The organism is Octadecabacter sp. B2R22 (assembly GCF_018861045.1).
GTDB lineage: Bacteria > Pseudomonadota > Alphaproteobacteria > Rhodobacterales > Rhodobacteraceae > Octadecabacter.
The window spans coordinates 207,032-220,215 of record NZ_JAHKQJ010000002.1 but is presented as its reverse complement, the minus strand read 5'-3'; the positions used below and the strand labels follow the sequence as shown (position 1 = coordinate 220,215).

Genomic DNA, 13,184 nt, shown 5'->3' with positions numbered 1-13,184 from the left:
ACAAATATAGAATCTTCTCCCTCCCAAAAAGGAAAATACCATGTTCAAATCCGTATCCCTCGCTCTCGCAGCAATCGCAGCTTCCGCAACTATCGCTTCCGCTGACGGCAACTACCTGACCAACTTCGCGCCATCCACGGACCGCGATACTGAAATCCAGCTTGGCTTGGTTGTTGCTGAAGCCCCCGGCGTTGTTGAAATCTACTCCTACACAAACGGCCAAACTGGCGCATTGCTCGGCACGGAAGCTGTTCACGCTGGTGGTAACGCCGACGTAGAAGTCGAAGTGACACCTGCATACGGCGACGCAATCGCTTTACTGAAAGTTGGCGGCCAGGTTGTGGACTCCGAAGTTCTGAACTTCGATATGTTCAATTAAGTCTACAAAACCTTCTCCCTTCTCCCTCCCCGCTGCGGGCCGCCCATTCGGGCGGTCCGTTTGCGTTTTAGAACCGTTCCAAACCTTGACACTTTCAGGTCGCAGGCGCATATATAAATCCTGACAAAAAAGGTTTATTCCGATGTTTATCCAGACCGAAACCACACCGAACCCAGCGACGCTGAAATTCCTGCCGGGACAAACCGTGCTTGAGATGGGGACTGCTGATTTTCCAAGCGCCGACGCAGCAGGCAAGAGCCCACTGGCCGCGCGCGTGTTCGCTGTTGAGGGCGTGGCAGGCGTGTTTTTCGGCACGGATTTCGTGACCGTTACAAAAGCGGAAACGGTGGAATGGGATCACATCAAGCCTGCAATTCTTGGCGCGATCATGGAGCATTATCAATCCGGCGCGGCCGTGATTGAAGGCGAACAAGAGGCGTCCGGCCACGCAGAGCACACAGGTGAAGACGGTGAAATCGTCAACCAGATTAAAGAATTGCTGGATACGCGCGTTCGCCCGGCTGTTGCACAAGATGGCGGTGACATCACGTTCCACGGCTTTGATCGCGGTGTAGTCTACCTGCATATGCAGGGCGCTTGTGCGGGCTGCCCGAGTTCTACATTGACGTTGAAAATGGGCATCGAAAACCTGCTGCGCCACTACATCCCTGAAGTGGTCGAAGTTCGGCCCGTCGCGGCGTAGTCGCATGACCGAACAACGGAATATCGGGCGCTGCTATTGCGGCGCCTGTTCCATTTCTACCACGGCTGATCCCTTGACGGTCCTTTACTGCCATTGCTCAGACTGCAGACGATGGACTGGAGCGGCGTTGCCTGCTTTTGTGGCGTTCACAACGGGTGATGTGGCGGTGACCCCAGATGTGCCCAGCGCGCGCTATGAAAGCGGTGCCGTGCGCCAAAACTGTCCTGATTGTGGATCGCCGCTGACGGCAGCATTCCCTTATTTGCCAGATCAGATCTATGTGCCTGTGGGGGTGCTGAATAATCCGGATCGCTATCCGCCACAGTTACATTGTCATGTGGCATCCAAACCCAAATGGCTCCATATCGAGGATGACTTAGCCCGAGAAACAGCATCGGGGCGGGATACCTTGAATGAGGCCTTTGATGACTGATCCTGTAACGCTCGCGTTTGATACATCCGGCCCTTTTTGCGCCGCAGCCTTGCTGAGGGCGGACGGGCATCTTGTGACCCGCCAAGAAGATATGACACGCGGTCAGGGCGAACGCCTGATGGTATTGTTGGAAGAATTACTTGAGTCAGAAGGCGTGACATGGGCTGATCTGGATGCGATTGCCGTCGGCACGGGCCCGGGTAATTTTACGGGTATTCGCATCGCCGTCAGCGCCGCGCGCGGGTTGGCGTTGGGGTTGAATGTACCAGCCATTGGGGTCAGTGGATTTCAATCAGCGGCTTTCGGGATGGATAATGTGATCGCCTGCATACCTGCCCCGCGCGATCAGGCGTATGTACAGGTGTTGGTTTCGGGCGCCGACCCGTCACCAGCCTTGATTGACTTGAACGACATTAGAGCATTCCCCGACGTACCTGTGCAGACTAAGCCACGGTTTTGTGGGCCCGCAGCGCTGGATGTTGCGACCGCTTATCTGGGCCGCACCCTGTCAGAAGATGAAATTGCGCCTCAGTCTGTATCCCCAATCGAGGCAATCGTTCGGATCGGCGCGGCGCAAAGCCATGCAACGACCACACGCCCTGCCCCTCTTTATGTGCGGCCTGCAGATGCGGCCCCGTCGCGCGAAGCGCCGCCCGTGATCCTGCCGTGACCCCCGAGGGATTAGCACAAACCCATGATGCTGCTTTTGTCGGCAAAGGTTGGCCCATCGCGGATTTCGCTACTTATCTGAACGATCCGAAAATTTTGGTCAGCGGCGACGACATCTGTTTCGCGGTTTTCAGGCTTGCCGGGCCGGAGGCCGAGGTTCTGACGCTCGCCACTCATCCGGACGAACAGGGCAAGGGGCGCGCGGGTGTTATGTTGCAAAAAGCCTTGGTGACGTTGACTGATATGCAGGTCGAGGAGGTGTTCTTGGACGTTGCAGAGGACAACCAAGCAGCCTGCGCATTGTACGACCACACGGGCTTTGCGCCGTTTGCGCGACGGGATGCCTATTATGCGAGCGGCGCCGCCGCGATCTGTATGAAAGTCGCACTTTACCCAACGTCTCGCGGTTAAATATCGGGTTCCGTTCACGTTTTTTCAAGAATCGGTTGAACTTTCTCCCGTGCCATTGCCTACTTTGCGCCATGCACGACAGCCCTGCCCGTTTCGGGGAGCAGTTGTTGGATGGCCGCGGACCATTGTGGCCAGCAAAAAGAATACGACAACAGAACATGGGAGTTCTCATCATGAGCCTTACAAAAACATTCCTGAGCGCCACTGCGGCCTTGGCACTGACAGCTGGTTCAGCTTTGGCTGACGGCCCTGCAATCATCTACGATCTGGGTGGTAAATTCGATAAATCCTTCAACGAATCCGCATTCGGTGGCGCCACACGTTGGGCTGAAGAAGCCGGTGAAGAATTCGCTGAGTTCGAAATCACATCCGACGCGCAGCGCGAACAAGCGATCCGTCGTTTTGCCGAAGCTGGCAACAACCCGATCGTTATGGCTGGTTTTTCTTGGGCGACACCTTTGTCCGAAGCAGCGGGCGACTACCCTGACACGAAATTCGTGATCATCGACATGGTCGTAGACGCGCCAAACGTGCGTTCTGTTGTCTTCAACGAGCACGAAGGGTCTTACCTTGTTGGCATGTTGGCTGCTGAAGCCTCCGAAACAGACGTTGTGTCCTTTGTGGGCGGCATGGACATCCCACTGATCCGCAAGTTCGCTTGTGGCTACGCGCAAGGTGTTCTGGCTGTGAACCCTGATGCGACTGTGATTTCCAACATGACAGGCACAACGCCTGCGGCTTGGAATGACCCGGTAAAAGGCTCCGAGCTGACATTGAGCCAGATTGGCCAAGGGTCTGACGTTGTGTTTGCGGCTGCTGGCGGCACAGGCATCGGCGTTTTGGGCACGGCTGCTGACGAGGGCATCTTGTCCATTGGCGTTGATGCGAACCAAAACTATCTCTACCCGGGTCAGGTTCTGACTTCGATGCTCAAGCGCGTTGATAACGCTGTCTACGAAGCATTCGCGGCAGGTGCCGATGTTGAAGTTGGCTTCAACGTCATGGGCGTTGCCAACGAAGGTGTTGGTTACGCATTGGACGAGTTCAACGCTGAGCTGATCACTGCTGAAATGCAGGCCATGGTTGACGAAGCTGCGGCTGCGATCACATCCGGCGAACTGATGGTCCACGATTATATGTCAGATGAAACTTGCCCAGTGCTTGAATTCTAAGCTGGCCTGACAGACAGTTAAGGGGGCCGCGCTGATCAGATCGGTGCGGCCCTTTTCGATAAGCCAAAGGGGGACGGCAAGATGAGCGATGCACTGACCACATTCTTTGACGCTTGGGGAACGGAAGATGCCGATGCTCGGCTGGCGATGTTAAAATACGCCTGTTCTTCAACGGTTACTTATTCCGATCCTCGAAGCGGAGAGCGCCTTTCGGGAATCCAAGCAGTTGCGGACTATGTCGGCATGTTCAGCGCCAACGCGCCCGGATGGACCGCGAAAGTGACCTCTTGTGACGAAGTGAACGGATACTCCCGCGCGATTGTAGCCTTTGGTGGCATGGGCCCAGATGGAACAGAAATGGTGCAACACGGCACCTATTTTTGCGAGGCGGGCGCGGATGGAAAACTGACAATGCTTGCGGGGTTTGTCGGCGTAGGGGCCGTTGAGTGAAATCCGACCTTGGAAATATAGCGGCCCCAGTTCTTGCCGCCCTTGCCCTGACACCCGCCTTGGCCGCCCACCCGATGGACGAAGGGTCCGACCCTGACGTCACCATTGGCCGCATATACAGCCAAAACGACAGAGCTGTTGTTGAATTTAGCGGACAACGTGGCACAATGTATCACTGTGTAATCAGGAACCACCTCAACACTGCGATTGCGACGGCCAACTCAATGGGTGATCGTGGGATAATCGTGGTTGATGGCATAACTGCCGCCGACATTGCCGCCGTATTCTGCCGAAAGATGTATTGAAATGAATGACATAGCACCAGCCATCGAACTCAAAGGTATTTCCAAGGCCTTTGGCCCTGTGCAAGCCAACAAAGACATTTCGATCCGCGTGATGCCGGGCACGATCCACGGCATTATTGGTGAGAACGGTGCAGGAAAATCCACGCTGATGTCGATCCTGTATGGCTTCTATAAGGCCGACGCCGGTGAGGTGTTTATCTCGGGTGTGAAAACCGAAATTCCAGACAGTCAGGCGGCGATTTCTGCTGGTATTGGCATGGTTTTTCAGCACTTCAAACTGGTGAAAAACTTTAGCGTGTTGGAAAACGTGGTGCTTGGGGCCGAAGACGGTGCTCTCCTGAAGCCGAGCCTGCGCAAGGCCCGCAAACAGCTGACCGCGCTGTCCGAAGAATATGAACTTAACGTCGACCCCGATGCGGTCATCGAAGATATCGGCGTCGGCATGCAGCAGCGTGTGGAAATCCTTAAGGCGCTGTATCGCCAAGCGGACATTCTAATCTTGGATGAACCCACGGGCGTATTGACCCCTGCTGAGGCCGACCAGTTGTTCCGCATTTTGGGGCGCCTCAAAGAAGAGGGTAAAACCATCATCCTGATCACCCACAAGCTGCGTGAAATTATGGATATCACCGACACGGTAAGTGTGATGCGCCGTGGTGAGATGACCTCGACCGTTAAGACGTCCGAGACGAATCCCGCCGACCTTGCGGAACGCATGGTGGGGCGTAAAGTCTTGTTGCGGGTCGACAAAGTGCCAGCACAGCCCAAAGACGTCGTGTTGGATGTTCGCAATCTGAACGTCACCGACGACAAGGGCGTGCACCGTGTCAAAGACGTGTCATTCAACATTCGCGCCGGAGAGATTTTGGGCATCGCGGGCGTGTCCGGCAACGGGCAGTCAGAGCTGTTAGAAGTGCTGGGCGGCTATGAAAAAGCCACTGGCGAAATCTATCTTAACGGCGACCAGTTGGATCTGACGGGGGATAAATCCGACGGCCAGAGCCGCCGCGCACGTGGCATCGCCCATGTGCCGGAAGACCGTCAGCAAGAAGGGCTGATCATGGATTTTGCCGCATGGGAAAACACCGCCTTCGGCTATCATCATGACCCACGCTATCAGCGCAATCGGTTCATTATGGACAATGCCGCCATCCTGAAAGACACGCAGGAAAAGATGGATCGTTTCGATGTACGACCGCCCAATCCGATGCTTGCGGCTAAGAATTTTTCCGGTGGGAACCAACAGAAAATCGTCGTCGCCCGTGAAATTGAGCGCAACCCTGATGTGTTGCTTGTCGGGCAGCCGACGCGCGGCGTGGATATCGGCGCGATTGAATTTATTCACCAACAGATTGTGGCCCTGCGCGATGCGGGCAAGGCGATTTTGTTGGTCTCTGTAGAACTGGAAGAGATCATGGGCCTAAGCGACCGGATCGCCGTCATGTTTGACGGGCAGATCATGGGCGAACGGATGCCCGATGAGACGGATGAAAAAGAACTAGGCCTGCTGATGGCAGGCATGACTAACGGGGAGGCTGCGTAATGGATGGCATGCCAAAGTGGGCCGATGTGGTGCTCGTTCCGGTGATCTCGCTGTTGTTGGCAGCGATCATTTCGGTGATTGTGTTTATGGCGATCGGTCAGAACCCGTGGGAAGCAATTAAGCTGATGGCGTACGGCGCGGTCGGAACGTCTGATTTCCTTGGGTATACGTTGTTTTATGCCACCAACTTTATCTTCACGGGCCTTTGTGTTGCCGTGGCGTTTCATGCGTCTTTGTTCAACATTGGGGGTGAAGGTCAGGTGCTGTTGGGCGGTCTTGGTGCAGCGATCGTCTGCATTTTCATTCCGTGGCCCCATTGGACATTGGCTTTGGTCGCAGGCTCGGCCGCTGCGGCGTTGTTCGGCGCGCTGTGGGTCGTGATCCCTGCTTATCTGCAAGCGCGGCGCGGCTCGCACATCGTTATCACGACGATTATGTTTAATTTCATGGCATCGGGTTTGTTGATTTTCATGCTCGCTGGGCCGCTAAAACCAGCGGGAACCATGCAGGTGGCTACGGGGATTTTCCCTGAAGCGACGCATTTGCCATCGCTGCATGATCTGGCGGGCGTCTTTGGGCTTGATCTGTTCGGTCGCTCCCCTGTGAACATCTCAATCTTCCTTGCCTTGGCGGCCTGCGTTGGTGTTTGGGCGTTGATCTGGCACACGCGGTTGGGGTTTGAGATCCGAGCGCTCGGGCGGTCGGAAAGTGCCGCGAAATATGCGGGGATTTCTGCCGTGAACATCACCATGATTGCGTTGCTGATATCTGGGGGGCTCGCTGGGATGATGGCCGTGAATAACACGATGGGTATCAATTCGCCGCAGTTGGTGGACAACGCCGCAGGCGGCGCTGGGTTCATCGGGATCGCCGTGGCGTTGATGGGGCGCAACCACCCTGTCGGCATCGTGATTGCGGCGCTGTTGTTTGGTGCGCTGTATCAAGGGGGTGCAGAACTGTCGGCTGCAACGTCGGTACAGGTGCAGATTGTTGTCGTCATTCAGGCCTTGGTGATCATGTTCACAGGCGCATTGGATGAAATGGTGCGCAGCCCGATCCGCAAGATTTTCTTGCGCATGGATCGCAGTTCAGCGGCGGGGGAATAAGACATGGATTTCTTTACATTCGTTCAACTTGGCGATGCTTCCGTGCGCATGGCGATCCCGTTGTTGCTCGCCTGTTTGGCAGGTCTGTTTTCGGAACGCGCCGGTATTTTCGACATCGGCCTTGAGGGCAAGATGCTCGCGGCGGCTTTTCTGGCGGCGGCTGTGTCGTTCACCACGGGGTCAGTTTGGGTTGGCCTGTTGGCGGGCATCGCGATCTCGGTGACCTTGTCATTGATCCACGGGATCGCATCGATCACGTTTCGCGGGAACCAGTTGATTTCGGGCGTCGCTATTAACTTTTTCGCCGCCGGATTAACGGTCGTCATCGCACAAGGCTGGTTCGCCCAAGGCGGGCGCACACCGTCCCTGCCACGTGATGCACGGTTTGGCAGCGTTGATTTCCCAGGGGCGTTGACGCGGGTCCGCGACAAGATGCAAGCGAGCCCCGGCATGCAGTTTTACTCCGAATTCATCTCGGGCCACTCGATCCTTGTTTATCTGGGCTTGCTGACTGTGCCTTTGTCATGGTGGATTTTGTATCGGACACGTTTTGGCCTGCGCCTGCGTGCGGTCGGCGAAGCGCCAGAAGCCGTAGATACAGCAGGTATTTCAGTCGTGCGGTTGCGGTTTAGTGCCGTGATCATCGCCGGTATTTTGTGCGGCATTGCGGGCGCGTATCTGTCGACCGCAGTTCAGGCCGGGTTCACCAAAGACATGACAGCCAACCGAGGCTTCATCGCGCTGGCAGCGTTGATCTTTGCCAAGTGGCGACCATGGTATGCGCTTGGCGCGTGTTTGTTGTTCGGCTTGTTCTTTGCGATCGATAACCGGTTCCAGAACATCCAATTACAGGTCATCTGGATCATGGTTCTGTTGATCGGCGTTTCCGTCCTGATGACGTCATGGGCGGCGCGTAAAGAAAAGATCGACCTTTGGGTTTTGGGTGGGTTGTCGGCTGTGTTGACGCTTGTTGCGCTCTTGGCGTGGCGTGGCGCGGTTACCGATGAAATCGGCGCGATGGCGGCCCTGTTTGAAACCGTTAAGGTTCCGAGCCAGTTGATCCAGTCCCTGCCCTATCTCTTTGTGGTAATTGTGTTGGCGGGCTTTGTCGGCAAGGCCATTCCACCACGTGCTGGGGGGCAGCCTTATGTCAAGGAACGCTGAAGAACTCGCGGATAAGATCCGCGAAATTGCAGGCGATGCACCGGTCAAAGTTGGTTTGATCCTCGGGTCGGGGCTTGGGCATCTGGCGGGCGCTGTTGAGGGGGTCGCCATTCCCTACGACGAGCTTGAAGGGTTCCCGCACGCTGGGGTCAGCGGGCACAACCCGAACCTTGTGATTGGTCAGCTTGAGGGGGTGCGGGTGGCTGTGTTTGGTGGCCGCGCGCATTATTACGAAAGCGGACGTGGCGACGCGATGCGTTTGCCGCTTGAGGTGCTCAAGGCGCTGGGTGGCGAAGTGATGATCGCAACCAATGCGGCTGGATCGATGGTGCCTGAGATGCCCACCGGGGCGATCATGAACCTCAGCGATCACATCAATTTCAGCGGGTTGAACCCGTTGATTGGCGAACAGTCCGACGCGCGGTTCGTGCCGATGAAAGACTGCTATGATCCGGAACTGCGCGATCTGCTGGAAAGTGCCGCCAAGACCGCAAAAGTCGATATGCACAGCGGGGTTTATGCGTGGTATTCTGGCCCGTCCTTTGAGACCGTTGCCGAGATCAAGGCGATACGCACGTTAGGTGCTGATGCCGTTGGTATGTCCACGGTCCCCGAGGTGATCCTTGGGCGGTTCTTGGGGCTGCGCTGCGCTGCGATTTCTACGATCACCAACATGGCGGCGGGCATGTCCAACGAATCCATCAGCCATGAACATACAAAAGCAATGGCACCACTCGGGGCCGCAAAACTTGAACTGGTCTTACGCGCCGCATTGCCCCATATTTAAGTATAACATCTGGCCATAACACTGGCTTGTATTTGGCCGTAGCGCCATCCGCCAAGAGAGGCGTAAGAGACCCTATGCAAATCTACCTGCCCATTGCGGAAGTGTCGGTAAATGCCTTTCTGTTGCTCGGTCTGGGCGGCATTGTTGGTATACTCTCAGGCATGTTTGGCGTGGGCGGCGGGTTCTTGATGACGCCGCTGTTGTTCTTCATCGGCATTCCACCTGCCGTAGCGGTCGCGACAGAGGCCAATCAGATTGTGGCGTCTTCTTTTTCGGGTGTGCTAGCGCACCTCAGGCGGAAAACCGTCGATTTGAAAATGGGAACGGTTCTGCTGATCGGGGGCCTGATTGGGGCTGCCATTGGTGTGGTCTTGTTCAACTACCTCAAGGCGCAGGGCCAAGTCGATCTGCTGGTCAAACTTTGCTACGTGGTCTTTTTGGGCGTCGTCGGTGGGTTGATGTTTATCGAGAGCCTTCGTGCCATTCGCAGGTCGCGCAAACCCGGCGGCGGTGCACCTGTGCGGCGCAAACACGGGTTGGTCCATGCGCTTCCGTTCAAGATGAAGTTCCGAGTGTCGGGGCTTTATATTTCGGTTATTCCGCCACTTTTGGTGGGCTTGGCCGTGGGCATTCTGGCGGCAATCATGGGCGTAGGTGGTGGTTTCATCATGGTGCCTGCAATGATCTATCTGCTGGGCATGCCCACGAAAGTTGTGATCGGCACATCGCTGTTTCAGATCATTTTCGTGACCGCGTTCACAACGATGCTACACGCGACCACCAACTTTACCGTCGATATTGTTCTGGCCGTTTTGCTGCTGGTCGGCGGGGTGATCGGGGCACAGATCGGCACGCGGATCGGTGTAAAGATGAAAGCGGAATCGCTGCGCATCTTGTTGGCGATGATGGTTCTCGCGGTGTGCGGTAAGCTGGCGCTTGATCTGTTGCTCACGCCAAGCGAGCTTTATTCCCTTGGCGCAGCGGGGGGGCACTAATGATCCGCCTGTTCGCCCTGCTTTTCGTTACGCTGCTGCCGACGATAGCCGCCGCCCAGTCCGAAGAAATTGTGCTTGGGCTAAGCCGCGACGAGGTTGCAATTACGGCGACCTTTAACGGTTCCGACGTTCTTATCTTTGGTGCCGTAAAGCGGGACGCGCCATTGCCCGAGGGTGGCCCGTTGGAGGTCATCATCACACTGGCCGGACCATCCGAACCCGTCACGGTGCGCCGTAAAGAACGCATTCTGGGCATCTGGGCCAACCGTGACCAGATTGAGATCGACGCCGCGCCGTCGTTTTATGCGGTTGCCACATCTGCACCCATGGGTGATGCGCTAAGCGCAGTTGAAGACCTGCGCCATAACATCACCATTCCAAGAGCCGTCAACGCCTCGGGGGCGCCAAGCGAACTTATGGATGGTCTTGCCTTTAGCAACGCCTTGATCCGTATTCGCGCGGGCGAAGGCCTTTATCAGGTTCTCGACAGTACGATCGACTTCGAAGAAGAAACGCTGTTTCGTGGCCAGATCACGCTGCCTGCCGCGTTGACTGAGGGCGACTACGCCATCCGCATCTTTCTGACACGTGGCGGCATGATTGTGGACGACTACGAGACCACGATTGTTGTCTATAAAGCAGGGCTGGAACGCTGGCTTTATGAGACGTCGCGCAACCAACCGTTGTTTTACGGGCTGATGTCTTTGGCGATTGCGATCGCTGCTGGATGGCTGGCCTCCGCTGCGTTCCGGGTTTTCCAGCGCTGATCAGCCTCGCCCGACAAAGGGCATTTGGGTCGCCATCAATGTCTGAAACAACGTGTTGGCTGTCAGGGGCAAGTTCGCCATGGTCCAAATCGCATCCGCCACGAGGCTGGCTTCGATCATGGGTGGGGGCGACAATCCGGCGTCTGCGTTTCGTTCGGCGATGGCATTGATCATCGGGCTTTCGGCGTTTCCGATATCGATCTGGCCACATGCGATATCAAAGGGGCGACCATCCAGCGCTAGGGTTTTGGTCAACCCGCTGACGCCATGTTTGGTGGTCGTATAGGTCACAGACCCCTCGCGGGGGGTATGGGCGGAAACGGACCCGTTGTTGATGATCCGCCCACCTTGTGAGGATTGGTGCCGCATTGCACCAAAAGCCGCACGCGCGCACAGAAACATGCCGGTCAGATTCACATTCACCGCGTCCAACCAATCCTGCACCGGAATTTCGTCAATCGGCGCGGGATCGGTGAAGATGCCTGCGTTGTTGAACAAAACATCAAGTTGCGGGGAGGCCTTGGCAAAGGAGGCAAAGGCCTGTTCAACCGCATCCGCATCGGTCACGTCGCACGGCAACACATGGGCATTGGCATGATCGCCCGCCACATCGCGCAGCGCCTGTTCACGCCGCGCGATCAAGCCCACGGTCCATCCCTCGGCCAGAAACTTTTCAGCGACCGTCCGGCCAATGCCACTGCTGGCGCCGGTGATGATGATGCTTTTCAATGTATCTCTCCGTCGATTTGCGCTTCGAGTTCTAGCGGCGCTGGGGCGACGACCAAATCATCTGTTCGCAGGGTTCCCGAAGGCCGCGCAAGTCGGTTTCGAACCACCCAACACAGACGGTTTTCAGCACGGGTGATCGCCACATAGGCAAGGCGTTTCCACAGCGGTTGCCCCGCCTCGACCCGCCCCATGCGAGAGGCGGCGTAGATGTCGGGCGCAAAGACTTGCACGGTGTCCCACTGGCTGCCTTGGGCTTTGTGGATCGTGACGGCGGCCCCGTGCAGGAACGTCGCCCCCATACGCGCGGCAAAGGGGATGAAGGGTTCTTCGTCGCCTTCAAGTTCGATCTTCACGATGCTGGCGGCGCTGACTTGCGGGTCTTCGGCGCCCATCACATGAAGTCGCGAGAACCCCGGCTTTCGGCCTGGCCCGAGGTAGATGACTTGCGCCCCTTTGATGAGGCCGCGGGCTTCAAGGTCGAGACGTTTTTTGCGGTGTTTCATCGGAAGTTCGATGCCGTCACAGATCAGTGGTTCCCCTTCGAGGAGCTCATCGGATGGCGCGCCAAAGGCGTTGCGAAAGGCGTGGATCAGTTTGATGCGGGTCGCGTTGCGCCACACAAGGCACGGGCTGCGCGCCATAAGATCGCTTTCGACCCGCTGGGCCATGACGACGCGGTCGTCTTTGGCGGCGGCTTCGGCAACGAGTTGTTCGAACGCGTAGAAATCCACCTGCGGATCAGCCAGCGCATGGGCGAGATCGAGGATCGGGTTGTCGGCGGTCTGGCGGTGGACGCGGGACAGCACCAATTGGCGCGAGTCTGGCAATTGGTGAAACACCATTTGCCCGCCTTCGGCCTTAACGGGTGGGAGCTGGGCAGGATCGCCGAACAACACGAGCGTTGGAAAGATGTCTTTGAGGTCTTCAAACTGTTTGGCGTCGAGCATGGAGGATTCATCCACGAACCCGATGTCGAGAGGATCTTCACGACGCTTCCATCCTGTGATGAAATCGCTGCCACGCAGGCCTGCCGCCGCGAGGGCTGCAGGAACGGACGAATTGATTTGATAGGACGCGAACGCGCGATCCAGCGCGACCTCGGTGAGGCCCTCGATCTCGGGTTTGTCGCCCTGCCCCGCCAGCCATTCCGCGATCTTTTCATATTCGGGATCATACATCGGCGTGTAGAGAATACGGTGGATCGTCGTGGCGGGCACACCGCGGTTGCGCAACACGCTGGCGGCTTTGTTTGTGGGCGCAAGGATCGCAAGGGTGCGTCTGTCACGGCGTTTTTTGCCCTCGTAGTCGCCCGAGACGATATCAACGCCCGCCTCTTTCAAGGACTTGAACAGTTCAGCCAGCAGAAGCGTTTTACCGCTCCCCGCTTTGCCCAAAACCGCCACAACAGAACTGTCGGGGTTTTCTTTGGGGGCACGTGTTTCGCCGCTGAGGATATCCACCCCAGCCGCGCCCAAAAGGTCGGACACGGCGTCCCATGCTTCGGCTTGGTCGTCAGAGAGGGTCAGGGCAATATCGGTCATGGCGCGACCCTAACGGCGGGGCGCGGGCGG

At 56.9% G+C, this 13,184-nt stretch carries 16 protein-coding genes; 14 read left to right on the top strand and 2 right to left on the bottom strand.

Annotation, left to right across the window (positions count from 1 at the left end):
- Positions 1-40: 40 nt before the first annotated feature.
- The 14 genes from KO486_RS01185 (at position 41) to KO486_RS01120 (ending at position 10,884) form a co-directional block, all read left to right on the top strand.
- Entirely contained in the window at positions 41-379 is a 339-nt protein-coding gene (locus KO486_RS01185) for a hypothetical protein (protein WP_216035398.1), read from the top strand.
- A 142-nt stretch (positions 380-521) separates the two neighbouring features.
- A complete protein-coding gene (locus KO486_RS01180) occupies positions 522-1,082 on the top strand; it encodes a NifU family protein (RefSeq protein WP_216035397.1) in 561 nt (186 codons plus the stop codon).
- A 73-nt stretch (positions 1,083-1,155) separates the two neighbouring features.
- Positions 1,156-1,515 carry a GFA family protein gene (locus KO486_RS01175; protein ID WP_289847953.1) on the top strand — a complete coding sequence of 120 codons (360 nt, stop codon included), beginning with the start codon at positions 1,156-1,158 and terminating at the stop codon, positions 1,513-1,515.
- A complete protein-coding gene (gene tsaB, locus KO486_RS01170) occupies positions 1,508-2,185 on the top strand; it encodes a tRNA (adenosine(37)-N6)-threonylcarbamoyltransferase complex dimerization subunit type 1 TsaB (RefSeq protein ID WP_354667479.1) in 678 nt (225 codons plus the stop codon). The genes KO486_RS01175 and tsaB overlap by 8 nt, the downstream gene beginning before the upstream one ends.
- Positions 2,182-2,595 (top strand): GNAT family N-acetyltransferase, encoded by a 414-nt coding sequence (locus tag KO486_RS01165; protein ID WP_216035395.1) that lies wholly within the window; start codon positions 2,182-2,184, stop codon positions 2,593-2,595. The genes tsaB and KO486_RS01165 overlap by 4 nt, the downstream gene beginning before the upstream one ends.
- 173 nt (positions 2,596-2,768) lie before the next feature.
- Positions 2,769-3,767 carry a BMP family ABC transporter substrate-binding protein gene (locus KO486_RS01160; protein ID WP_216035394.1) on the top strand — a complete coding sequence of 333 codons (999 nt, stop codon included), beginning with the start codon at positions 2,769-2,771 and terminating at the stop codon, positions 3,765-3,767.
- A gap of 81 nt (positions 3,768-3,848) precedes the next feature.
- Positions 3,849-4,217 carry a nuclear transport factor 2 family protein gene (locus KO486_RS01155; RefSeq protein WP_216035393.1) on the top strand — a complete coding sequence of 123 codons (369 nt, stop codon included), beginning with the start codon at positions 3,849-3,851 and terminating at the stop codon, positions 4,215-4,217.
- Positions 4,214-4,522: a hypothetical protein gene (locus tag KO486_RS01150; RefSeq protein WP_216035392.1), complete on the top strand. Its 309-nt coding sequence runs from the start codon at positions 4,214-4,216 to the stop codon at positions 4,520-4,522. The genes KO486_RS01155 and KO486_RS01150 overlap by 4 nt, the downstream gene beginning before the upstream one ends.
- A gap of 1 nt (position 4,523) precedes the next feature.
- The gene (locus KO486_RS01145) at positions 4,524-6,065 is read left to right on the top strand and encodes an ABC transporter ATP-binding protein (protein ID WP_216035391.1); all 1,542 of its coding nucleotides are present in this window, start codon (positions 4,524-4,526) and stop codon (positions 6,063-6,065) included.
- A complete protein-coding gene (locus tag KO486_RS01140; RefSeq protein WP_216035390.1) occupies positions 6,065-7,171 on the top strand; it encodes an ABC transporter permease in 1,107 nt (368 codons plus the stop codon). Before KO486_RS01145 ends, KO486_RS01140 begins: the two co-directional genes overlap by 1 nt.
- 3 nt (positions 7,172-7,174) lie before the next feature.
- On the top strand, positions 7,175-8,335 hold the full coding sequence (locus KO486_RS01135) for an ABC transporter permease (protein WP_216035389.1): 1,161 nt from the start codon (positions 7,175-7,177) through the stop codon (positions 8,333-8,335).
- Entirely contained in the window at positions 8,319-9,122 is an 804-nt protein-coding gene (locus KO486_RS01130; protein ID WP_216035388.1) for a purine-nucleoside phosphorylase, read from the top strand. The genes KO486_RS01135 and KO486_RS01130 overlap by 17 nt, the downstream gene beginning before the upstream one ends.
- 74 nt (positions 9,123-9,196) lie before the next feature.
- A complete protein-coding gene (locus KO486_RS01125; RefSeq protein ID WP_216035387.1) occupies positions 9,197-10,117 on the top strand; it encodes a sulfite exporter TauE/SafE family protein in 921 nt (306 codons plus the stop codon).
- Positions 10,117-10,884 carry a TIGR02186 family protein gene (locus tag KO486_RS01120; protein ID WP_216035386.1) on the top strand — a complete coding sequence of 256 codons (768 nt, stop codon included), beginning with the start codon at positions 10,117-10,119 and terminating at the stop codon, positions 10,882-10,884. Before KO486_RS01125 ends, KO486_RS01120 begins: the two co-directional genes overlap by 1 nt.
- Here the strand turns inward: KO486_RS01120 and KO486_RS01115 are convergent, their stop codons facing one another.
- Positions 10,885-11,613, bottom strand: a complete 729-nt coding sequence (locus tag KO486_RS01115; protein WP_216035385.1) for an SDR family oxidoreductase — start codon at positions 11,611-11,613, stop codon at positions 10,885-10,887.
- On the bottom strand, positions 11,610-13,154 hold the full coding sequence (locus KO486_RS01110) for an AAA family ATPase (protein WP_216035384.1): 1,545 nt from the start codon (positions 13,152-13,154) through the stop codon (positions 11,610-11,612). The genes KO486_RS01115 and KO486_RS01110 overlap by 4 nt, the downstream gene beginning before the upstream one ends.
- Between the last annotated feature and the right edge of the window lie 30 nt (positions 13,155-13,184).

Coding starts and splice junctions, on each gene's coding strand:
- KO486_RS01185 (WP_216035398.1), top strand. CDS start 41: ATGTTCAAATCCGTATCCCTCGCTCTCGCAGCAATCGCAGCTTCCGCA.
- KO486_RS01145 (WP_216035391.1), top strand. CDS start 4,524: ATGAATGACATAGCACCAGCCATCGAACTCAAAGGTATTTCCAAGGCC.
- KO486_RS01125 (WP_216035387.1), top strand. CDS start 9,197: ATGCAAATCTACCTGCCCATTGCGGAAGTGTCGGTAAATGCCTTTCTG.
- tsaB (WP_354667479.1), top strand. CDS start 1,508: ATGACTGATCCTGTAACGCTCGCGTTTGATACATCCGGCCCTTTTTGC.
- KO486_RS01110 (WP_216035384.1), bottom strand. CDS start 13,154: ATGACCGATATTGCCCTGACCCTCTCTGACGACCAAGCCGAAGCATGG.
- KO486_RS01130 (WP_216035388.1), top strand. CDS start 8,319: ATGTCAAGGAACGCTGAAGAACTCGCGGATAAGATCCGCGAAATTGCA.
- KO486_RS01140 (WP_216035390.1), top strand. CDS start 6,065: ATGGATGGCATGCCAAAGTGGGCCGATGTGGTGCTCGTTCCGGTGATC.
- KO486_RS01155 (WP_216035393.1), top strand. CDS start 3,849: ATGAGCGATGCACTGACCACATTCTTTGACGCTTGGGGAACGGAAGAT.
- KO486_RS01120 (WP_216035386.1), top strand. CDS start 10,117: ATGATCCGCCTGTTCGCCCTGCTTTTCGTTACGCTGCTGCCGACGATA.
- KO486_RS01180 (WP_216035397.1), top strand. CDS start 522: ATGTTTATCCAGACCGAAACCACACCGAACCCAGCGACGCTGAAATTC.
- KO486_RS01160 (WP_216035394.1), top strand. CDS start 2,769: ATGAGCCTTACAAAAACATTCCTGAGCGCCACTGCGGCCTTGGCACTG.
- KO486_RS01135 (WP_216035389.1), top strand. CDS start 7,175: ATGGATTTCTTTACATTCGTTCAACTTGGCGATGCTTCCGTGCGCATG.